This window comes from Escherichia sp. 20412-1 (genome assembly GCF_003027595.1).
Lineage (GTDB): Bacteria > Pseudomonadota > Gammaproteobacteria > Enterobacterales > Enterobacteriaceae > Escherichia > Escherichia marmotae.
Genome location: NZ_PYQM01000004.1, coordinates 152,765 through 174,465, shown reverse-complemented (window position 1 = coordinate 174,465; position 21,701 = coordinate 152,765). Strand labels below are relative to the sequence as shown.

14 protein-coding genes are annotated in these 21,701 nt (G+C 53.3%); 6 read left to right on the top strand and 8 right to left on the bottom strand.

Annotated features, from left to right (window positions below):
- Window positions 1-49: 49 nt before the first annotated feature.
- From baeR to mdtA, 6 genes are read right to left on the bottom strand one after another with little or no spacing between them, the layout of a single operon-like run.
- Window positions 50-772, bottom strand: a complete 723-nt coding sequence (baeR, locus tag C7B16_RS05220) for a two-component system response regulator BaeR (protein ID WP_000137876.1) — start codon at window positions 770-772, stop codon at window positions 50-52.
- On the bottom strand, window positions 769-2,172 hold the full coding sequence (gene baeS, locus C7B16_RS05215; protein WP_000675181.1) for a two-component system sensor histidine kinase BaeS: 1,404 nt from the start codon (window positions 2,170-2,172) through the stop codon (window positions 769-771). Before baeS ends, baeR begins: the two co-directional genes overlap by 4 nt.
- Window positions 2,169-3,584, bottom strand: a complete 1,416-nt coding sequence (locus C7B16_RS05210; protein ID WP_107179434.1) for an MFS transporter — start codon at window positions 3,582-3,584, stop codon at window positions 2,169-2,171. The genes baeS and C7B16_RS05210 overlap by 4 nt, the downstream gene beginning before the upstream one ends.
- A complete protein-coding gene (gene mdtC / locus C7B16_RS05205) occupies window positions 3,585-6,662 on the bottom strand; it encodes a multidrug efflux RND transporter permease subunit MdtC (protein WP_107179433.1) in 3,078 nt (1,025 codons plus the stop codon).
- Window positions 6,663-9,785: a multidrug efflux RND transporter permease subunit MdtB gene (mdtB, locus tag C7B16_RS05200; RefSeq protein ID WP_107179432.1), complete on the bottom strand. Its 3,123-nt coding sequence runs from the start codon at window positions 9,783-9,785 to the stop codon at window positions 6,663-6,665.
- Complete coding sequence (gene mdtA / locus C7B16_RS05195) at window positions 9,785-11,032, bottom strand: multidrug efflux RND transporter subunit MdtA (protein ID WP_000679018.1); 1,248 nt, start codon at window positions 11,030-11,032, stop codon at window positions 9,785-9,787. The genes mdtB and mdtA overlap by 1 nt, the downstream gene beginning before the upstream one ends.
- Window positions 11,033-11,311: 279 nt before the next feature.
- On the opposite strand from mdtA, the gene C7B16_RS05190 reads away from it, so the two are divergent.
- The 4 genes from C7B16_RS05190 (at window position 11,312) to C7B16_RS05175 (ending at window position 14,940) form a co-directional block, all read left to right on the top strand.
- Window positions 11,312-11,368 carry a type I toxin-antitoxin system Ibs family toxin gene (locus tag C7B16_RS05190; protein ID WP_106907789.1) on the top strand — a complete coding sequence of 19 codons (57 nt, stop codon included), beginning with the start codon at window positions 11,312-11,314 and terminating at the stop codon, window positions 11,366-11,368.
- A 217-nt stretch (window positions 11,369-11,585) separates the two neighbouring features.
- Window positions 11,586-12,245 carry a vWA domain-containing protein gene (locus tag C7B16_RS05185; RefSeq protein WP_000003146.1) on the top strand — a complete coding sequence of 220 codons (660 nt, stop codon included), beginning with the start codon at window positions 11,586-11,588 and terminating at the stop codon, window positions 12,243-12,245.
- Window positions 12,242-13,003, top strand: coding sequence for a PP2C family serine/threonine-protein phosphatase (locus C7B16_RS05180; RefSeq protein WP_032159402.1), 762 nt, complete (start codon window positions 12,242-12,244; stop codon window positions 13,001-13,003). Before C7B16_RS05185 ends, C7B16_RS05180 begins: the two co-directional genes overlap by 4 nt.
- Window positions 13,000-14,940, top strand: coding sequence for a helix-hairpin-helix domain-containing protein (locus tag C7B16_RS05175; RefSeq protein ID WP_016248905.1), 1,941 nt, complete (start codon window positions 13,000-13,002; stop codon window positions 14,938-14,940). The genes C7B16_RS05180 and C7B16_RS05175 overlap by 4 nt, the downstream gene beginning before the upstream one ends.
- A 12-nt stretch (window positions 14,941-14,952) precedes the next feature.
- Here C7B16_RS05175 and yegD read toward each other — a convergent pair whose 3' ends face one another.
- Entirely contained in the window at window positions 14,953-16,305 is a 1,353-nt protein-coding gene (yegD, locus tag C7B16_RS05170) for a molecular chaperone (protein ID WP_000469721.1), read from the bottom strand.
- Window positions 16,306-16,438: 133 nt separating this feature from the next.
- On the opposite strand from yegD, the gene alkA reads away from it, so the two are divergent.
- Entirely contained in the window at window positions 16,439-17,287 is an 849-nt protein-coding gene (alkA, locus tag C7B16_RS05160; protein WP_105269861.1) for a DNA-3-methyladenine glycosylase 2, read from the top strand.
- A gap of 70 nt (window positions 17,288-17,357) precedes the next feature.
- Here alkA and C7B16_RS05155 read toward each other — a convergent pair whose 3' ends face one another.
- Complete coding sequence (locus tag C7B16_RS05155; RefSeq protein WP_107179431.1) at window positions 17,358-20,675, bottom strand: diguanylate cyclase; 3,318 nt, start codon at window positions 20,673-20,675, stop codon at window positions 17,358-17,360.
- A gap of 318 nt (window positions 20,676-20,993) precedes the next feature.
- Between C7B16_RS05155 and udk the strand changes: the two genes are divergently transcribed.
- On the top strand, window positions 20,994-21,635 hold the full coding sequence (gene udk, locus C7B16_RS05150) for a uridine kinase (protein WP_000132077.1): 642 nt from the start codon (window positions 20,994-20,996) through the stop codon (window positions 21,633-21,635).
- Window positions 21,636-21,701 lie beyond the last annotated feature (66 nt).

Sequence of the window (21,701 nt, the reverse complement as noted above, 5' to 3'; positions counted from 1 at the left end):
TGACGGATTAATAAACAAGGAATTCAGCCCTCGCGAGGGCAAAGATACGTTAAACAATGCGGCAGGCGTCGGCTTCCCAGCGATAACCGACACCGTAAACGGCGCGGATAAATGACTGCTCTTCGTCCAGTGCTTCCAGCTTGCGGCGCAGGTTTTTAATGTGGCTATCGATGGTACGGTCGGTCACTACGCGGTAGTCGTCATAAAGATGATTGAGTAACTGCTCGCGGGAGAACACTTTTCCCGGTTCATGGGAGAGTGTTTTCAGCAGGCGAAATTCCGCAGGGGTCAGATCAAGCATTTTGCCGCGCCACGAAGCCTGAAAACGACCTTCGTCGATAATTAACGGGCTTTCTGCATCTTGCTGTTGCAACTCACGCTGCGGTTTGCAACGACGCAATATAGTTTTGACGCGCGCTACCACTTCCCGCGGGCTATACGGTTTACAGATGTAATCATCAGCACCGATTTCCAGCCCCAGCAGGCGGTCGATCTCTTCGATTTTCGCTGTCACCATAACAATGGGAATATCAGAAAAACGACGAATCTCCCGACACAGTGTCAGACCATCGGTGCCTGGTAGCATCAGATCTAACAGGATCAGATCCGGTGGCGTCTGGCGCACATACGGCAGTACCTGATCGCCGTGGCTAATCAACGTCGGCGCATAGCTTGCGGCACGCAGATAATCAATGAGCAACTGCCCCAGTTTGGGTTCATCTTCCACGATCAAAATACGCGGCGTGTTTTCGTCGATAGGTAACTCGGTCATACTTCTCTCTGTAAATCCCGTTCCAGCGGTAACTCTACTGTAATGCTAACCCCGCCAAAAGGCGAATGGGCGGCAACAATGCGACCATTATGTGCTTCAACAATGTTCAGGCAAATTGCCAACCCCAGCCCGGAGCCGCCGCTGGCACGGTTGCGGGAACCTTCCGTGCGATAAAAACGCTCAAACAATTTTTGTAACTGATCGTCGCTGACTCCCGGTGCGCTGTCGGCAAAGGTCAGATGCACCATTTTGTCGTGCTGTTCGGCGGAAATATGCAGGCCACCGCCACTGTCGGTGTAGCGCAGGCTGTTTTCCAGTAAGTTATTAAACAACTGCATTAAACGATCGCGATCGCCAAATACGGTAATGCTGTCCGGCAAGGAGAATTGCAGAGTCAACCCACGACTGGCGAAACGTTCGCGAAATGCGCCGCCCGCGACTTCAAGTAGTGGAACGAGATCCACCGTTGCTTTCTGGTAGGCGAGAGCGCCTTCATCAGACATCGACAACTGATGGAGATCGTCGACCAGTTTAGTCAACGTTCCGACCTCCGCCTGTAAAGAAGCCACTGTCTCTGGCGTGAATTTACGTACACCATCCTGGATGGCTTCCAGTTCGCCGCGCAGTACCGCTAAAGGCGTGCGCAGTTCGTGAGAAATGTCGGCCATAAAATCGCGGCGCATCTGCTGGTTTTTCTCCAGCGTACTGGCGAGCTGGTTGAAGTCCTGTGCCAGTTTGCCCAGTTCGTCTTCGCTGGTGGGCGTCACGCGAGTGGTGAAATCACCTGCTGCCAGTTTGTGCGTGCCGTCAACTAACCGTTTTACCGGTGCCAGCAAGCCGCGTGCCAGTGGGAACGTCGCCAGCGCTGCCAGTAAAGTAGATAAAGCCACAATCAGCCAACTGGTTTGCCGTTGTTGCTTATCAAAATTGATATCGGTATTGCGGGTCAGCCGCTCGACAGGGGAGGCGATCACCGCGCCGACTTCCAGACCATTGACCAGAATAGGCCGCCGTGTGCCGTCCGGTGGAATAGGTGAGCGAGGGCCAACCAGCACTTTGTTATTTTGATCGACCACCCAGAACTGGGTGCGCCAGCCGTGCGGCGGCATACCGGGGCCGGGCTTATCGTCGTTGCTATCATGTTCAAGTGAACGCAGGATCTGAAACACAAAACGATCGTTGTTACGCAGGAAGCGCCAGTTGCCATGCTGGGCGTACTGCTCGCCAAGTGCGTCGCCAAGCATTTGCAGCCGTTGCTCATTGCCATGCTTAATGTAATCGATAAAGCCGCGCTCAAAACTGATACGCACCGCCCAGTGCATCGTGATCAGCAAGACGATGCAGGTGGCGAAGATCGCCAGAAACAGTTTGCCGGTAATGCCGGGCCGCCAGAACTTCATTCAGTGCTCCTTTTGCGCCGCGAAATAGCCACATTTTGATGTGTATCGTTCGGAACTCTGGCAAAGATGAACGCCGGAAGGGCGATAAGAAACGCCATGCTTAGCCAGGTGTACATAAAGACGGTTTGTGTGGCACCGCTGTCGACGCTGACATGCTGCGAACCAAAAAGCCCAAGCAACAGCCCGGCGATGGTCACGCCGATACTCATCGACAATTGCATAATCATCGACAGCAGGCTGTTGCCACTGCTTGCCAGTTTGTCCGGCAGATCTTTCAGTGTCAGCGTGTTCATGGAGGAAAAACGCGTTGAGTTGACCATCCCTTGTAAAAACAGAACGAATGGTAAAACGTAGTACCAGCCAAGCAGCGCGGTGGCCATAAACAGCAGTGTGACCAGCGACAGGCCCAGCGTAGTCGCCACCAGTACCCGACGATAACCAAAGCGGTTCACTACCTGCACGACTATCCGCTTCATCCCCATGCTGCCGAGCACCATTGGGATCATCATCAATCCGGCATGAAAGGGTGAGAAGCCGAGACCAATCTGCAAGAAAACCGGCGTCATAAAGGGCAACATACCGCTGCCGATACGTCCGGCGAAGCTCCCCGCCAGGCCCAACGAAAAGGTACGGGTGCAGAACAGTTTCAGGCTGAACAGGGCGCGGGCGTTATTTCTGGCATGTATGAGATAAAGCATAAGCGCCACCACGCCAACAGCAACCAGGCCAGCAATCGCCAGCGGCGATAAGCCCGTACCTTTACTGCCATCCAGCGCCAGCGTTAATACCGCCATGCCAACCGCCAGCAACAGAAAGCCGGAGAGATCAAAGCGCCGCGTCTGCATGGTGTAGTTCGGCATTAACATTAGTGTGGCGATCGCGCCGATAATTCCAACCGGAATGTTGATCAAAAAGATCCAGTGCCATGACGCGTACTCCACCAGCAGTCCGCCCAGCGCCGGGCCAAGCAGTGGGCCAACCTGGCCAGGCAGCGTCACAAAGGTCATCGCCGCCATATATTGCTCGCGCGGAACAATTTTCATCACCGTCAACCTGCCAACCGGCACCATCATCGCACCGCCCACGCCCTGCAATGCGCGCGCCAGCAACAGTTCATTAAGGGTGCCGGAAAGCGCGCAAAACAGTGAACCAAGGGTAAACAGGACAATAGCGGTAAAGAAAATATTGCGCACGCCGACTTTGTCCGCCAGCCAGCCGCTGGCAGGCAGCATCACCGCCACGGTCAGCACATAAGAGACAATGACCATGTGCATATGCAGCGGGCTTTCCCCCAGGCTTTGCGCCATTGAGGGAAGGGCAGTGTTAACGATGGTGGTGTCCAGCGACTGCATAAAGAAGCCGAAAGCCACAATCCACAATTGCCAGCGGGTGCTGTCGGGAAGATCTGTCATTTACTCGGTTACCGTTTCTTTAGATTTTCGCGAAAAACGCAGTCGCAGACGGTCGAAAAAGAGATACACCACCGGCGTGGTATACAGCGTCAGGAGCTGACTCATCACCAGGCCGCCGACAATGGTGATCCCCAATGGTTGCCGCAGTTCCGAGCCATCGCCGCCCGACAATACCAGCGGCAGCGCGCCAAACAGCGCCGCCAGGGTCGTCATCATTATCGGGCGAAAACGCAGCAGGCAGGCCTGGAAAATGGCCTCCTGCGGCGTCAGATTAGCGTGGCGTTGGGCTTCAAGCGCAAAATCGACCATCATGATGGCGTTTTTCTTCACGATGCCGATTAATAGCATAATCCCTATCAGGGCGACCAGGCTGAACGGAGCATTAAACAGCTCCAGCGCCAGTAGCGCTCCAACGCCCGCCGAGGGCAGGGTGGAGAGAATGGTCAGCGGATGCACGTAACTCTCGTACAACATCCCCAGCACGATATACACCGTGGCGATGGCCGCGATAATCAGGATCACCTGCGAATTCATCGTCTCCTGGAACACCTGCGCCGTTCCGGCAAAACTGCCGCGCACCGTGGAAGGTACGCCAAGCTGCGTCATTGCGCGGTCGATTGCCGCACTGGCGTCCGAGAGTGATTTCCCGGTCGGCAGGTTGAACGAGATGGTTGAGGCTGCGGACAGTCCCTGATGATTCACTGACAGCGGCGCATTCGCCGGTTGCCATTTAGCGAAATATGACAGCGGGATCGCTTTGCCTTCGTTATTAATGACGAACATTTTTTCCAGCGCGCTGATGTCCTGGGTATAGCGCGGATCAACTTCCATCACCACTTTATACTGGTTCATTGGCTGGTAAATGGTCGAGATTTGCCGCTGACCGAAGGCGTTATTCAGCAGGCTGTTAGCGGCCTGCACGTCGATTCCCAATCGCGCCATCGTGTCGCGGTCGTAAACTAGGTTCATCTCCGCGCCGTTGTCTTGCTGGTCAGAGTTAACGTCCGCCAGTTCCGGCAACGTCGCCAGTTTTTTGCGGATTTTCGGCTCCCATTCGCGCAGTGCTGCCAGATCGTCAGACAATAACGTGTACTGGTAGCTGGCGTTCGACTGACGTCCGCCAACGCGAATATCCTGTACCGCCATCAGGAACAGATTCGCCCCTGGCTCTTTCGCCAGCTTCACGCGCAGACGGTCGATAATTTGCTGGGCGGTTTCGCTGCGTTCATCGCGCGGTTTCAGCGTGATAAACATCATTCCGCTGTTAACTCGCGAGCCACCGGTAAAGCCAGTGACATTATCCACCGCCGGGTCATCACGGATAATTTTCATGAAGTCCTGCAACTTACCGCGCATCGCCTGAAACGAAATGCTCTGATCGGCCTGTATCCCGCCCATCAGTACGCCGGTGTCCTGCTCCGGGAAGAAAGTTTTCGGGATCGAGATATACAGCCAGATATTCAGCGCAATGGTGCCAAGCAGCACTAAGCCTACCAGACGGGTGTGATTGAGAACCCATTTCAGCGACTTGCCGTAGCCTTGTTGCAGTGCAACCAGCATCCGGCCAAAACCGCGTAACCGTGTTTGCTCACGCGGCTTGCTGGCTTTCAGCATCCAGCCGCACATCATCGGCGTCAGCGTCAGGGAAACCAGCAGTGAAATACCTATCGCCACCGAAAGCGTCACGGCAAACTCGCGTAACAAGCGCCCCGGCAAGCCGCCCATCAACAACAGCGGCAGGAACACAGCTACCAGTGACAGGCTCATCGACAGAACTGTAAAACCGACTTCGCGGGTGCCTTGCAGTGCGGCCTGTAGCGGTTTCATTCCCGCTTCCAGATGACGGGCAATGTTTTCCAGCACCACAATGGCGTCATCGACTACAAAGCCAGTAGCGATGGTGAGTGCCATCAGCGACAGGTTATTGAGACTGAAACCGCAAAGATACATCGCTGCAAAGGTGCCAATCAGCGAAACCGGCACTGCAACCGCAGGAATGATCGTCGCCCGACCTGAACGCAGGAACAAAAAGACCACTAAAATCACCAGCGCCACCGAAATAATCAGCGTCTGCTCGACTTCTTCCAGCGAGGCGCGAATGGTGGGGGAGCGATCCTGAGCTATTTGCAGATCAATCGCCGCCGGGATTGTCTCCTGTAACTCCGGTAATTTCGCCCGGATGCTGTCTACCGTCTGGATGATATTGGCTTCCGGCAGTTTGCGGATCATCAACAAAATAGCCGGTTTGGCGTTGGTCATCCCGGCGTTGCGCACATCCTGTACTGAGTCGGTTACCGTTGCCACATCACCCAGACGAACCGCGCCGCCGTTGTTGTAATGAATAATCAACGGCTGGTATTCGGCGGCAGTTTTCAGCTCATCGTTGGTCTGGATCTGCCAGCGGTGAGTGTCATCTTCCAGCGCCCCCTGCGGTTTACGCACGTTGGCATTGCTGATGGCGGTGCGCACATCGTCCAGCGACACGCCCTGATTAAACAGCGCCTGTGGATTCAGCCCGACGCGCACCGCAGGCAGCGAGCTGCCGCCGACATCGACATCACCGACGCCGTCGATTTGTGCAATTGTCGGAGCCAGTTGCGTCGAGGCAAAATCGTACAGTTCCCCCTGCGAATAAGTATCGGACGTCAGCGTCAGGATCATAATTGGTGCATCCGACGGGTTCGCTTTGCGATAAGTCGGACGGCTTGGCATCCCACTGGGCAGCAGACTTTGGGCGGCGTTGATCGCCGCCTGTACATCGCGCGCCGCGCCGTTGATATCCCGGTCAAAATCAAACTGCAAAATGATACGCGTGCTGCCGAGCGAACTGCTGGAGGTCATTTCACTGACCCCGGCAATGCGTCCAAGCGAGCGTTCCAGCGGTGTGGCAACGGAAGACGCCATCGTCTCTGGCGATGCACCGGGCAGCGAGGCGCTGACCATAATTACCGGAAAATCGACCTGCGGCAGCGGGGCGACCGGCAGCATACGGAAGCCCAGTATGCCGCAAAGGGTAATGGCAACCGACAGTAAAATCGTCGCCACCGGGCGGTAAATGAAGAGGGCAAAAAACTTCACTTACGCCTCCTCTTCATGGCGGGCAAAGCGGCTTTTGGTCCACAATGCCAGGCGGTCGAACAGCAGATAAATCACCGGCGTGGTGAACAGCGTCAGCACCTGACTGACAACCAGACCGCCGACCATGCCGATACCTAACGGACGACGCAGTTCCGCGCCGACTCCGGTACTCAACATCAGCGGCAATGCACCGAGCAGCGCTGCCAGCGTGGTCATCAGGATCGGACGAAAACGCAGCAGGCAGGCCTGGTAGATGGCATCTCGCGGCGACATGCCTTGCTCGCGCTCAGCGGCCAGCGCGAAGTCGATCATCATGATGGCGTTTTTCTTCACAATACCGATCAGCAAAATAATGCCGATAATGGCGATCACATCCAGCTCACTACCGGCAATCAGCAACGCCAGCAATGCGCCGACACCTGCCGTTGGCAACGTCGAGAGAATAGTGATCGGGTGAATAAAGCTTTCGTACAGAATACCGAGCACGATATACATCGCCACCACTGCCGCGACAATCAGCCAGACAGTGCTACCCAATGCCGACTGGAAGGCGAGGGTACTACCCTGGAATTGCGTGGTGATATCCACTGGCAGATTTAGCGTCTTCTCGGTATCCATAATCGCCTGCACCGCATCGCCCAGTGAATAGTTATCCGGCACGTTAAAGGAGATGGTCGTTACCGGGAACTGATCCAGATGGTTGATGGAGAGCGGCGCAAAACGCTGCTCAATTTTAGCTATCGAGCTGAGTGGCACTACGCCGCCGTCGCTGCTGGTCAGGCGAATGGTATCCAGCGCCGCCAGCCCTGGTGTGTTTTCAGTGTTGTGCTCCAGCACCACGCGATACTGGTTGGCCTGAGTATAAATCGTCGAAATTAGCCGCTGACCAAAGGCGTTGTACAGGGCGTTATCAACATCCGCCATGCTGATCCCCAGACGGCTGGCGCTGTCGCGATCAACGTTAACATACGCCACCAGTCCTTTGTCCTGCCAGTCGCTGGAGACATCAGAAAGCTGCGGCAGTTGCTGGAGTTTTTCTATTAGCTGCGGCACCCAGGTACTGAGCGCATCCAGAGACGTGGCCTGCAATGTAAACTGGTACTGCGTGCGGCTGACCTGAGTATCGATGGTCAGATCCTGCGTTGGCTGCAGGAAGAGATCGACGCCCGGCACTTTATCTACCGCCGTTTGCAAACGGGCGATAACTTTTTGTACCCGATCATCACGCTCATCCAGCGGTTTCAGATTGATCTGCAAACGCGCACTGTTCAGCGACGGGTTAGTGCCATCAACGCCCACAAATGAGGTCAGGCTTTGCACTGCCGGGTCCTGCAAAATCACCTCCGCGACCTGGCGTTGCCGCTGGGCCATATTGGCAAAGGAGCTGGATTGCGGTGCCTGCAAGGTGCCCTGAATAATGCCGTTGTCTTGCACCGGGAAGAAGCCTTTTGGAATAAATACCCACAGCAGCACGCTAAGCAGCAGCGTACTGAGCGCCACGCTTAAGGTCAGCCACGGATGATTCAGCACTTTCGTAAGTCCGCGACCATAGGCGGCGATTATCCGCTCGAACATTTTTTCCGAGGCGCGGGAGAAGCGGTTCTGTTTACGCAGCGACTCCTGGCTAAGCATCCGCGCGCACATCATCGGCGTCAGGGTCAGCGACACGACGGCTGAGATCAAAATCGCTACTGCCAGAGTAATGGCAAATTCGCGGAACAGTCGCCCGACGATATCGCCCATAAACAGCAATGGGATCAGCACTGCAATCAGCGAGAAGGTCAGCGAGATAATGGTAAAGCCGATTTCGCCTGCACCCTTGAGCGCCGCTGCCAGCGGTTTTTCACCTTTTTCGATATAGCGCGAAATGTTTTCGATCACCACGATGGCATCATCGACCACAAACCCGGTGGCGATGGTTAACGCCATCAGGGTCAGGTTATTGATCGAGAAATCGAGAAATACCATGACCGCGAAGGTGCCGATTAACGACAGCGGCACCGCGACGCCAGGAATGATGGTTGCCGGAATATTTCGTAGAAACAGGTAGATAATCATCACCACCAGCGCGATAGCCATCATCAGCTCAAACTGGGTATCGTCGACCGATGCGCGGATATTGGTGGTGCGGTCAGAAAGCACCGTCACTTTTACCGATTTCGGCAGACTCTCAGTGAGCTGCGGCAGCATCTGACGAATGCTGTCAGCGGTGGAGATAATGTTAGCGCCAGGCTGGCGCTGAACATTCATGACGATGGCTTGTTCTTTATTCGCCCACGCACCAAGCCAGGTGTTTTCCGCCCCTTGTTCTACGGTAGCGACATCGCCAAGACGAATCGGCGCGCCGTTCTGGTACGCGATAATTAACTGACGGTACTCTTCCGCAGACTGCATTTGATCGTTTGCGGAAAGCGTGACTGCGCGGGAGGGGCCGTCGAGGCTACCTTTAGCCGAGTTAACGTTCGCGCCGGTAATAGCTGTGCGTACAGTTTCGCTGGTCAGGCCGAGGGCGGCAATCGCCTGAGCGTTAAGTTTGACGCGAACGGCCGGACGCTGACCGCCGGAAAGCGTTACCAGCCCGACGCCGGAAATCTGCGAGATTTTCTGCGCCACGCGGGTTTCTACCATATCTTCCACCTGCGTCATCGGCATGGCGGTTGAGGTAACGGCAAGCGTCATGATCGGCGGATCTGCCGGATTCACTTTGCTGTAAACCGGTGGGTTAGGCAGATCGCCTGGTAACAGGTTAGTGGCGGCGTTAATTGCGGCCTGCACTTCCTGCTCGGCAACGTCCAGCGGTAATGTTAGCTGGAACTGTAAAGTGATGACCGACGCGCCGCCGGAACTTTGCGACGACATCTGTTTCAGTCCGGACATTTGCCCGAACTGGCGTTCAAGTGGCGCGGTAACGGCAGAGGTCATCACATCCGGGCTGGCACCGGGGTAAAGCGTAACCACCTGAATCGTCGGATAATCCACTTCCGGCAACGCCGAAACGGGCAGGGTGCGGTAGCCAATAATCCCGGCGAGTAAGATCGCTACCATCAGCAGCGTGGTGGCGACAGGACGCATAATAAACAGGCGCGACGGGCCGCCTGTGCTGCTCGGAGGTAACACCTGCATCAGGAGCGCGCTCCTTTTTTCGCATATTCGCGGCTGGTGGCTTTCTCTTCTGGTGTGCTTGTGCCTTGCGCTTCAACCACTTCCACTTTCGCCCCTTCGGTCAGGCGGTCAATGCCGTCCGTCACTACCCGATCGCCTGCGGAAATACCTGCGCGGATCACCACTTTCTGGCTGTCCTGAATGCCCGGTGTCACCAGATGCTTGCTGACTTTGTTTTCGCTATTCAGCACCCAGACAAAGTGGCCTTCGTTACCCATTTGCAGTGCAGCGGTTGGGATCACCACGGCGTTTTGTTCAGTGTCCACTAACATGCGGGCGTTAACAAACTGGTTGGGGAACAGCGCATCATCCTGATTATTAAAGCGTGCTTTTACTTTGATGGTGCCAGTGGTGGCGTCGATTTGGTTATCGAGACTTAACAGCGTACCTTCACTTAATTTCTTCGAGTTGGTGCGATCCCAGGCTTCAACAACCAGCGGTTTTCCGGATTTTTGTGCCTGCACAACGGTGGCGATATCGCTTTCCGGTAGAGTAAATACCAGATCGATAGGATGTGTCTGGGTGATCACCACAATGCCAGTGGTATCGCCGCTGGAGATTTGGTTACCGACATCAACCTGTTTCAGGCCAACCCGACCATCGACTGGTGCGGTAATGCGACTCCAGTCGAGTTGCAGTTGTGCGCTGGCAACGCTGGCTTCATCCGCCTTAATGGTGCCTTCGGTTTCACTGACCAGTGCCTGTTGGGCATCCAGTTCCTGACGGGAAACGAGGTTGGTTTTTGCCAGTTGTTGATAACGCGCCAAATCACGGCGGGCATTGGCAAGTGTGGCTTTATCTTTTGCCAGTTGTCCTTGTGCCTGGGCCAGTGCAACTTTGAACTGGCTGGGATCAATCTCAGCCAGTAAATCCCCCGCTTTTACCTGCTGACCTTCCTGAAAATGCAACGCCATCAACTGGCCGTCAACGCGACTGCGCACTGTGACGGTGTTTGCAGCGGTAATGGTGCCAAGCCCGGTGAGATAACGCGGAACTGCCTGTTCAACGGCAGTTGCTGCCTGCACGGGAGCCAGCGGTCCGGAGCGCATACCACGACGGCCACCGGCTGGCGGCTGCTGCGCTTGCTTCGTCGCACCTGGCGCTGCGCTCTGGGATTCATTGCGGCCTTGCCAGAACCAGAATGCGGCGATGGCGGCGATAACCACCACGATTACGATTACCCAACGGGATTTATAACTGCCTTTCATCGTTAAGAGTTTCTCTTCCTGAAACGTTTCGCGGAATGATACTAGTGTAGCCAGCTAATCAGGGAGAAAAATGGAGGAATTATGAAACAGTTTCGCGAATCGTCTGAATGGTTGTGCACTTTGCGAGCGCGCATCCAGTAATAACATGTGAAACTATTTTATCTGCAGGTTAGCGATAGACTACGTGCATGGCGATAAGGAGGTAAGCCGACGATTTCAGCGGGATGCTGAAACGGGAAAGCCCCTCCCGAAGAAGGGGCCTTAAAGAAGGAAAGGGTCATGATGAAATGGATCATCATCGTGGTGCTCTTAGTCATTAGCTTACCGGCTTACTAAGACTACCAAGGCGGGGGAAACCCCGCTCAACCCTCACTCCTGAAAGTATGTCACTCCCCCCTTACTGTCAATCTATAAGACCTCGTTCTTGCGAGGCGAATAGCAAAATTATCTACGCAGTTGGACTGAATTCTGAAAGTTGTTTCACCTGCTCTTAATTCATTATTGCAGTCGGTATGATACCGAACCTTAATAATTCTCTAAGAAAGGATCTCTTATGAGCGAACAAATCACCTTTGCCACCAGCGATTTTGCCAGTAATCCGGAACCACGTTGCCCCTGCATTTTGCTGCTGGATGTTTCTGGTTCGATGAACGGCAAACCCATTAATGAACTTAACGCCGGATTGGTTACCTTTCGCGATGAACTGCTTGCCGATCCGCTGGCATTAAAAAGAGTCGAACTGGGTATTGTGACTTTTGGCCCGGTGTATGTGGAACAACCATTTACCAGCGCCGCTAACTTTTTCCCGCCCATCCTGTTTGCTCAGGGCGATACACCCATGGGCGCAGCCATTACCAAAGCCTTGAATATGGTTGAGGAACGTAAGCGGGAGTATCGTGCCAATGGTATCTCCTATTATCGTCCGTGGATTTTCCTGATCACCGATGGCGCGCCAACCGATGAGTGGCAGACTGCCGCCCACAAAGTGTTTCAGGGGGAAGACGCTAAGAAGTTTGCCTTTTTCACCATTGGTGTTCAGGGGGCTGATATGAAGACCCTGGCACAAATCAGCGTCCGCCAGCCTTTGACACTGCAAGGATTACAATTCCGCGAATTGTTTAGTTGGTTATCCAGTTCGCTACGTTCGGTTTCCCGTTCCACGCCGGGAACGGAAGTTGTACTGGAAGCACCGAAAGGTTGGACGTCAGTGTGAGCTGGCGCCTGGTTTATGCATCTGCCGTCGGAACGTCGCACATCAGCTCAGGCTTGCCTTGCCAGGATGCCTGCCAGATGCAGGTTGTCTGGCTAAAAGACCAGCAGCCATTACTGGTGGTGTTTCTTGCTGATGGCGCAGGTAGCGTGTCGCTGGGTGGTGAAGGCGCGATGCTTGCTGTCAATGAAGCGATGGCTTATATGTTGCAGAAAGTGCAGGGCGGGGAATTGGGGCTTAATGACGTCCTCGCCACGGATATTGTGCTGTCTATTCGTCAGCGACTTTTTGCCGAGGCTGAAGCCAAAGAATTAGCGGTTCGCGATTTTGCCTGCACGTTTCTGGGATTGATTTCATCGGCTAACGGCACCTTGATTATGCAGATTGGCGATGGTGGCGTGGTGGTGGATTTTGGTCACGGCCTGCAACTGCCGCTCATGCCGATGGTGGGTGAATATGCCAATATGACGCACTTCGTTACCGATGAAGATGCCGTTTCCAGACTGGAAACTTACACCTGCACTGAACGGGCGGTAAAAGTGGCAACATTTACGGATGGCATTCAACGGCTGGCATTAAATATGCTGGATAACGTGCCCCATGGGCCTTTCTTTGCGCCATTTTTCAATGGACTCAAATCAGCTACGCCTGAACAATACGATTTACTGCCAGATTTATTGAAGCAATTTTTGTTCAGTGAGGCAGTAAATGAACGCACGGACGATGATAAAACGCTGGCGCTGGCTATTTGGTTACCATGAAATCAACCTTGTATACCGCTACTGGCGAGTGCGTTACGCCAGACCGTGAACTGGGCAAAGGTGGCGAAGGTGCGGTTTATGATATTGAGGAGTTTGTCGATAGCGTCGCCAAGATTTATCACACGCCGCCACCCGCCTTAAAACAGGACAAACTTGCCTTTATGGCGGCGACAGTTGATGCGCAGTTGCTGAATTATGTCGCCTGGCCGCAGGCAACGCTTCACGCCGGGCGCGGCGGAAAAACCATCGGTTTTATGATGCCAAAGGTTTCAGGTAAAGAACCGATTCATATGATCTATAGCCCGGCACATCGTCGCCAGAGTTACCCTCATTGTGCGTGGGATTTTCTACTCTATGTTGCGCGTAATATAGCTTCATCTTTTGCTACGATTCACGAGCACGGGCATGTCGTGGGTGACGTAAACCAGAATAGCTTTATGGTAGGCCGCGATAGCAAAGTTGTATTGATCGACAGTGATTCCTTTCAGATTAACGCCAATGGCACGCTGCATTTATGCGAAGTCGGCGTGTCGCATTTTACGCCGCCAGAACTGCAAAGCTTGCCGTCATTTGTTGGCTTTGAACGCACAGTGAATCACGATAATTTTGGCCTTGCGTTGCTGATTTTTCACGTCTTATTTGGTGGGCGTCATCCTTATTCCGGTGTGCCGCTTATACCTGAAGCGGGTAATGCGCTGGAGACGGATATTGCCCATTTCCGTTATGCCTACGCGTCGGACAGTCAGCAACGAGGATTAAAACCGCCGCCACGATCTATTCCGTTATCGATTCTACCAACCCATATTGAAGCGCTGTTTCAGCAGGCGTTCACCGAAAGTGGCGTGGCAACCGCGCGTCCGACGGCAAAAACATGGGTAGCGGCACTTGATTCTCTACGCCAACAGTTAAAGAAATGTACCGTTTCAGCAATGCATATTTACCCGGATCATTTAACTGACTGCCCGTGGTGTGCGCTCGATAATCAAGGCGTTATCTATTTTATTGATCCCGGTGAAGAGGTCATTACCACCGGCGGAAATTTTGTGCTGGCGAAAGTCTGGGCGATGGTAATGGCGTCAGTGCCACCGCCAGCATTACAGTTACCATTACCGGGACATTTCCAACTTACTGGCAGGCTGCTTCCTGTTGGGGTACTAAGGAGTAAATACATCATTCTGATTGAGATCGCGTTGTCAGCGTTATCGCTGTTACTTTGCGGTCTTCAGGCGGAACCGCGCTATATCATTTTGGTTCCCGTGCTGGCGGCTATCTGGATTATTGGCAGTCTGGCAAGCAAAGCGTACAAAGCAGAAGTCCAACGACGCCGTGAGGCGTTTAATAGCGCAAAAATGGACTATGACCATTTAGTTAACCAGATCCAGCAGGCAGGTGGGCTGGAGGGTTTTATCGCTAAACGGACGATGCTCGAAAAAATGAAGAGCGAGCTTCTCGGTCTGCCGGAAGAAGAAACGCAAGCGTTGGCAGCACTCCATGACACAGCACGGGAACGCCAGAAGCACAAATTCCTCGAAGGATTTTTTATTGATACCGCGTCGATTCCAGGCGTTGGCACGGCTCGTAAAGCGGCGTTACGTTCCTTTGGTATTGAAACGGCGGCGGATGTTACCCGACGCGGCGTTAAGCAAGTGAAAGGGTTTGGCGACCATCTGACCCAGGCTGTCATTGACTGGAAAGCGAGCTGCGAACGCCGATTTGTGTTCAGGCCGAATGAAGCGGTAACGCCAGCAGACAGGCAGGCGGTAATGGCGAAAATTGCCGCCAAACGACATCGACTGGAATCGGCGTTGACTGTCGGCGCGACAGAGTTGCAGCGTTTCCGTCTTCATGCTTCTGCACGGACTATGCCGTTGCTGGAACCGTTACGTCAGGCGGCGGAGAAACTGGCTCAGGTGCAGGCAGATTTAAGCCGTTGCTGAGCCATCCTTCATTTAACGAAATACCACTTCCGCCCAGCGTGCCAGTCCGGCGGTGACGGAGCCAAAGTCATCGCCGCCAGCAATCGGAATCCCCGGCAACTGTTCCGCCAGTGCCTTTTTAATCAGCGGCGAGCGGGCGCTACCACCAGTCAGATAGATGACGTCCGGTTTTTCCTGGGCGTTATCCAGCGCCAGTTGCACCTGTTCCAGAATCCGCGCCAACGGCTGGTTGAGGGCGCTCTCCAACCCTTGCTGGCTAATCAGCGTAGCCAGTTCGTCGCGGATAAATGGCAGCGACGCGCGAGTTTCAACTTCACTGGAAAGCGCAATTTTGCTCTCTTCTGCGCAGCGTACCAGGCGATAACTTAAACGTTGCCGCCAGACTTTCTGCAACAGGGCAACTTTTTCCGGTTCGCGGGCATCTCGTACTAAATCATTAAGCAGACGACCATTGGCGCTACTGTAGAAATCGCTTTGCGCAGGTACGTCGTTGATGGCGACCGCATTCCACCACGGCAGAATCGGCAGGGCGATACCTTTTTCTGTATCGCCACCCATGCCCAGCAGTGGCATCAGGTGTTTAAACGCCAGTGCGATATCCAGATCGTTACCGCCAATACGGCAGCCACTGTGACCAAGCAGACTGGCTTCACGATCCAGGCGCGAACGCCACTGGGGGCCCATAAGCAACAATGAACAGTCAGTCGTACCGCCACCGATATCCACCACCAGTACACGTTTTTCTTCCTGCAAGGTCGCTTCGTAATCCAGCCCGGCCGCCACCGGTTCGTACTGGAATACCACATCCTTGAACCCGGCACGCTTCGCCGCACGTTCGAGGATCCCCTGCGCCTGGGCGTTAGCTTCATCGCCACCCAGCCCCTGGAAGTTAATCGGACGGCCAATCACCGCTTGGGTAATCGCTTCAGGTAACTGCGCTTGTGCCTGTTGGCGAATGTGTAACATCATTGCGCAGACCAGATCTTCAAACAGCGCCACCTGCTGCGGTTTTAAACCGCTGGCTCCGAGGAACGATTTCGGTGATTTCACAAACCACACTTCTTCCGGATCATCAATGTACTGCGCCAGTGAGGAAAGACCGAACTGCACGCTTTTCGCCGTAACATCGATATCTTCTTCGCGGTTGTAACGAATCGCCCGACGCAGCAGCGCCTGCGTTTCATCGTCGTTTGCCGGAACATCATGATGGCGGTACAGCCATTCGCTTACAGCTTCACGCGTTGGTGCACAAAGCATTGAAGGCAGCAGCGAGCTGTCATTTTCCATTTTCAGCAACTGTGGTTTACCGTCACGCATCACCGCTACTGAACAGTTTGCTGTACCGTAATCAAAACCAATAAACACGAAATAATCCCCATGCCGGTGAAGAAGGGGCGTGACTTTAGCGAAATGTTGTCGCCGCGACAACCGGAATATGAAAGCAAAGCGCTGCGTCTGAATAACGTTTATGCTGAAAGCGGATAAAAAAGGAGATGCGATGTATACCCTGAACTGGCAACCGCCGTATGACTGGTCGTGGATGTTGGGATTTCTTGCCACTCGTGCGGTGAGCGGTGTGGAAACGGTCGCTGACAATTATTATGCCCGCAGTCTGGCAGTGGGCGAACATCGGGGCATGATAACGGTGGTTCCTGATGTCGAAAATAATACGTTGCAAGTGAACTTAAGTTCGGGATTAGAATCGGTGGCGACCGAGTGCCTGGCGAAAATAAGCCGCCTGTTTGATCTGCAATGTAATCCGCAGATCGTTAATGGGGCGTTAGGTGAGTTAGGCGCGGCGCGGCCGGGATTGCGTTTACCTGGCTGTGTTGATGCTTTTGAACAGGGCGTGCGCGCCATTTTAGGCCAACTGGTGAGCGTGGCGATGGCGGCGAAATTGACCGCCAAAGTGGTGCAGCTTTATGGCGAACGTCTGGATGATTTCCCGGATTATATCTGCTTTCCCACGCCTCAACGGCTGGCAGCAGCCGACTCGCAGGCGCTAAAAGCGTTGGGGATGCCGCTGAAACGTGCAGAGGCGTTGATCCATCTGGCAAATGCGGTACTGGATGGCTCCTTACCGATAACAATGCCCGGTGATGTTGAGCAGGCGATGAAAACGCTGCAAACCTTTCCTGGAATCGGGCGCTGGACGGCGAATTATTTCGCCTTGCGCGGCTGGCAAGCGAAAGATGTTTTTCTACCGGATGATTATTTAATTAAACAGCGATTTCCGGGAATGACACCGGCACAAATCCGCCGTTATGCCGAACGCTGGAAACCCTGGCGTTCTTATGCGCTGTTGCATATCTGGTATACGGAAGGCTGGCAACCAGATGAAGCATGATGCTGGTCGCCAGGCGGCCGACGAAATGGATGAATTGTAGACGCATCAGGCGATGGGGGCGGCAAAATACTCAGTTAATTGCGAAATAACTGCTATTAACCAGCAAATCCAGCGGTTGGGCATCGGCAATCACCTCGCCATAAATCAGATCGACGCCGATGCCAGAAAGCGTATCCATTACCAGCGGCAGCGTTACTGGCCCGGCGATGGTTTTCAATCCCAGCCGCCGGGCGTGACCCTGAATGATCGAAATCAGCATTTCATCCATCAAATTGCCTTGTACGCTGGCGCATAACTCGTCGTCAAGTAGCAGATAATCTGCCATATTCGCGTTCAGTGCGTTGAAGATTTGCAGGTCGCGTCCCACCTGACTGAGCACGATCCGGCAGCCCGCCAGCCGCAGTTTGTGCATATTTTCTGCGTGGTCGAAAATGGTTTCTGCCGGAATAATCAGATGTAATAACCGTGGTTGTAGTGGGCTATTTTCCAGTTGTTCAAGCAGTTCATCCACCAGCGTGGTGTTGCTTAAACCGGTAACGGAAAGGGGAAGGGCGATGCTTAAGCCTTTACTGGCAACTGCGTTTGCTGCCTGTTGGAAAAATTCATGCAATACCCGGCGATCAAGGGCGAGATTGAGCATCGGATCACTGAAGCTACGGCGAAATGTCAGTTCGTTAATAACCTCGCCGTTACGACTCCAGAGCTTAAGCGAAATCAGCCACAGATTACGCGTTTCCGGAATTCGCGGAGAAGCGACGCCGTGGGCGATCAGCAGCAGATGATTCTCTTTAATCATCATCCACGGATCATCGAGTGACATCGCTGCCTGTGCGCTATGTGCGGTAACTTGCTGTGGTTCGTAAACCGTCACTTGGCCGCGGCCCGCATTTTTTGAAGCATAACAGGCGATATCGGCCTGCGACATCACATCTGCCGCCTGATGATTGCTGTCATCGATCAGTGTAATTCCTGCGCTGGCTCCAACCCGATGCACACGGCCTTCCCACATAAAGTGGTAGTCATTAATCGTGCTGATAATGCGTGTCGCGATAAAGCGGGCACTTTCAACATTACAGTCAGGTAGTAAAAGACCAAATTCATCACCGCCGAGCCGCGCCAGCACGTCACTGGAGCGCAACAGGTTTAACATCAGCGATGCCAGTTCTCGCAGCAGGGCATCACCTGCCGCGTGCCCGGCGCTGTCATTTACGGCTTTAAAGCGATCAAGATCGATAAACACCAGAGCATGTCGTTGATGCGTACTGCTTACCGTCTGCAAAAGTATCCGCAACTGCTTCTCAAAACTGGCACGGTTGGCGAGATGCGTCAGGGTATCATGGGAGGCGCTGTAGCTAAGCTGGCGCAGCATTTTGCGTGATTCGGTGACGTCCTGAATTACCAGCACCGAACCAATATTGCTGCCATCAAGGGTACTTAGCGGCGTAATGCTGTAATGGACGTCGTAGCTGCCGCCGCTACGGCAGTGGAGAACGACATCTTGTTCGATAGCGGAACGCGACGTGTCGGCACTGTAAATGTTCTCCATTAAGGGACCATTATCACCAAATGTAATTTGCAACACCGTGAGTAGCGGAACACCCAACGCCTCTTCTTGCGTCCAGCCGCTCATCTTCTCGGCAACCGGATTCATAAAGGTAATTTTCATCGCCATATCAATACAGACCACGGCTTCACCGATGGAATCCAGCGTAATGTGCAGGCGCTCTTTTTCCTGAAACAGCGCCTCATTGAGCTGTTTCACTTCGGTCATATCAATATTAATGCCGAGCAGGCGCTCGACTTCGCCCTCTTTATTCAGCACACGATTGGCGAGGGCGCGAATATGGCGGATGCCATCTTTTACGGTAATGCGAAATTCCAGTTTAAAAGGCAAACGAGCCTGCAATGAATCGCGAATCACTTTCTCGGCGTGCCCGCGATCTTCTGGCAGCACACAGTCGTACCACACCTGCCAGTTCGGTTTGACATGTGACGGAATTTCATACAGCTCGAACATCCGCTTATCCCAACTGAAGATGTTAGGCTTCAGCTCCCACTCCCAGATGCCAATGCCACCGGCTTCGTTAGCCAGTGTTATCCGTTCCATCAGACGTTTGTTGATCTGTTCGGTGCGTTTGAGATCGTTTATGTCTTCAATCTGGGCAATAAAATAGAGTGGTGTGCCATCGGTGTGGCGTACCAGTGAGACGGCAAGCAACGCCCAGACAACGTCGCCATTACGGTTGTAGTAGCGTTTTTCCATTGAATAGGTGTTTATTTCACCGCTGATCAACTTCTCAACGTGTTGCAGATCTTTATTGAGATCTTCCGGCCAGGTAAGTTGTTGAAAGGTAATGGCACGCAGCTCTTCCTGGCTGTAACCAAGAAACTGGCATAGCGATTTGTTGGATTGCAGCCATTGCCCTTCGATACCCACTAACGCCATGCCGATGGCGGAATACTCCATCGCATTCCGAAAGCGGGTTTCGCTTTCGGAAATATGCTTGCGTTCAGCGCGAAAGGCATACATCACCATGGTCATGATATTGGCGGGCAGCAGGATCAGCAAAAATGGCAGCCACGGCATATGGCTCATCAGGTAGGTTCGCGGCGTGGCGAGTAAAGCCGGATCGGCTGCCAACATCAGCGACACCATCATCACCGTGGCAAGAAAAATCAAAAAGGCTTCCATCCGTGGCAAACGCACGGCGCTCCACATCAGCAGCACAATAATGAAAGTAAAAGGCCACGGCAGATACCGCATCGAGAGCCAGCTTAACGCCAGCGTGATGGATAACGTTAACAGCGTCTCAAACAGCAACCGCGGGTCGCGATGGCGCAATAGATAGTGTGGCTTAAACAACAATCCCAGCGGGACTAGCGCCAGTGCGCCGATTGATTCGGAAAGCACCCAGATCAGAAATGCTTTAAGTGGATCGTCGTCTGGAACCAGCAAGACAACCAGCACGCCGCCCAATACAGGTGGCACGATAGCGCTGCCAAATGCCAGACGTAGCCAGTCAGCCAGATTTTGTAGTGGGTTATACCACGGTAATAATTTACGCAGCAGCATTGCGCCCACGACGGCCTCAATAATGTTGATGGTCGTCCAGGTCATATTGAGCGAACTGGTAGAAAAAAGCAGTACAGATGCGGCGACATTTCCCAGCGAGCAGGCCAATGCGATTCCCGGCCACATCCGCCCGGCATGGCGGTAAAACGCCACCATCATAATGGACGTCGGAAACCACAGCGGCGCAAGCTGGCTACCAAACTGCGAAAGTTCAAGTGAAAAGAGGGTAAAGATAAACGAGACTAAACCTAAACTGACGAGGTGAAGCAGTGGATGAGGCAGGGTAATTAAAACACGTTGTGATCGTTTACTCATTACCGCTCTATCCATATGGCCAGGTCGCCAGCATTAGTATCTGTGTTTATGCTAGTACAAAAGTTTTACATTTTATATGCGGTTTGTTCATAAAGTGACGTAATGGGCGGCAATTTGCACAACCGGACATAACATTTTTCACATTGCGTTAAAAGTAAACAATTAAATTTGCGTCAGGGAATGGATCGTCAACAATTAACTCTAAATGTGCGGCAACGCTATTCGACTGGTATCAGGCGGATGAAATCCCTATAATTGCCGCGTTTGGTGCTTCGGCACCCCCTTCCTAACATCCAGGTTAATCAGGTCGCTAAATTTATGACTGATCAGTCTCATCAGTGCGTCATTATCGGTATCGCTGGCGCATCGGCTTCCGGCAAGAGTCTCATTGCCAGTACCCTTTATCGTGAATTACGTGAACAAGTGGGTGATGAACACATCGGCGTTATTCCGGAAGACTGCTACTACAAAGATCAAAGCCATCTGTCGATGGAAGAACGCGTTAAGACCAACTACGACCATCCGAGTGCGATGGATCACAGTCTGCTGCTTGAGCATTTACAAGCGCTGAAACGTGGTTCGGCTATTGACCTGCCGGTTTACAGCTATGTTGAACATACGCGTATGAAAGAAACGGTGAAGGTTGAACCGAAGAAAGTCATCATTCTCGAAGGCATTTTGCTGCTGACGGATGCGCGTTTACGTGACGAACTCAACTTCTCCATTTTTGTTGATACCCCGCTGGATATCTGCCTGATGCGCCGCATCAAGCGCGATGTTAACGAGCGCGGGCGTTCGATGGATTCGGTGATGGCGCAATATCAAAAAACCGTGCGCCCAATGTTCCTGCAATTCATTGAACCTTCCAAACAATATGCCGACATTATCGTGCCGCGCGGCGGTAAAAACCGCATCGCGATCGATATATTGAAAGCGAAAATAAGTCAGTTCTTTGAATAAGCCTGGTAAATTGTGTACCGTTCAGTGATAACCTGGTATGCCCTTGACGTAAAAGGCGTTAAGGGA

Coding starts and splice junctions, on each gene's coding strand:
- baeR (WP_000137876.1), bottom strand. CDS start 772: ATGACCGAGTTACCTATCGACGAAAACACGCCGCGTATTTTGATCGTG.
- baeS (WP_000675181.1), bottom strand. CDS start 2,172: ATGAAGTTCTGGCGGCCCGGCATTACCGGCAAACTGTTTCTGGCGATC.
- C7B16_RS05210 (WP_107179434.1), bottom strand. CDS start 3,584: ATGACAGATCTTCCCGACAGCACCCGCTGGCAATTGTGGATTGTGGCT.
- mdtB (WP_107179432.1), bottom strand. CDS start 9,785: ATGCAGGTGTTACCTCCGAGCAGCACAGGCGGCCCGTCGCGCCTGTTT.
- mdtA (WP_000679018.1), bottom strand. CDS start 11,032: ATGAAAGGCAGTTATAAATCCCGTTGGGTAATCGTAATCGTGGTGGTT.
- C7B16_RS05185 (WP_000003146.1), top strand. CDS start 11,586: ATGAGCGAACAAATCACCTTTGCCACCAGCGATTTTGCCAGTAATCCG.
- C7B16_RS05175 (WP_016248905.1), top strand. CDS start 13,000: ATGAAATCAACCTTGTATACCGCTACTGGCGAGTGCGTTACGCCAGAC.
- alkA (WP_105269861.1), top strand. CDS start 16,439: ATGTATACCCTGAACTGGCAACCGCCGTATGACTGGTCGTGGATGTTG.
- C7B16_RS05155 (WP_107179431.1), bottom strand. CDS start 20,675: ATGAGTAAACGATCACAACGTGTTTTAATTACCCTGCCTCATCCACTG.
- udk (WP_000132077.1), top strand. CDS start 20,994: ATGACTGATCAGTCTCATCAGTGCGTCATTATCGGTATCGCTGGCGCA.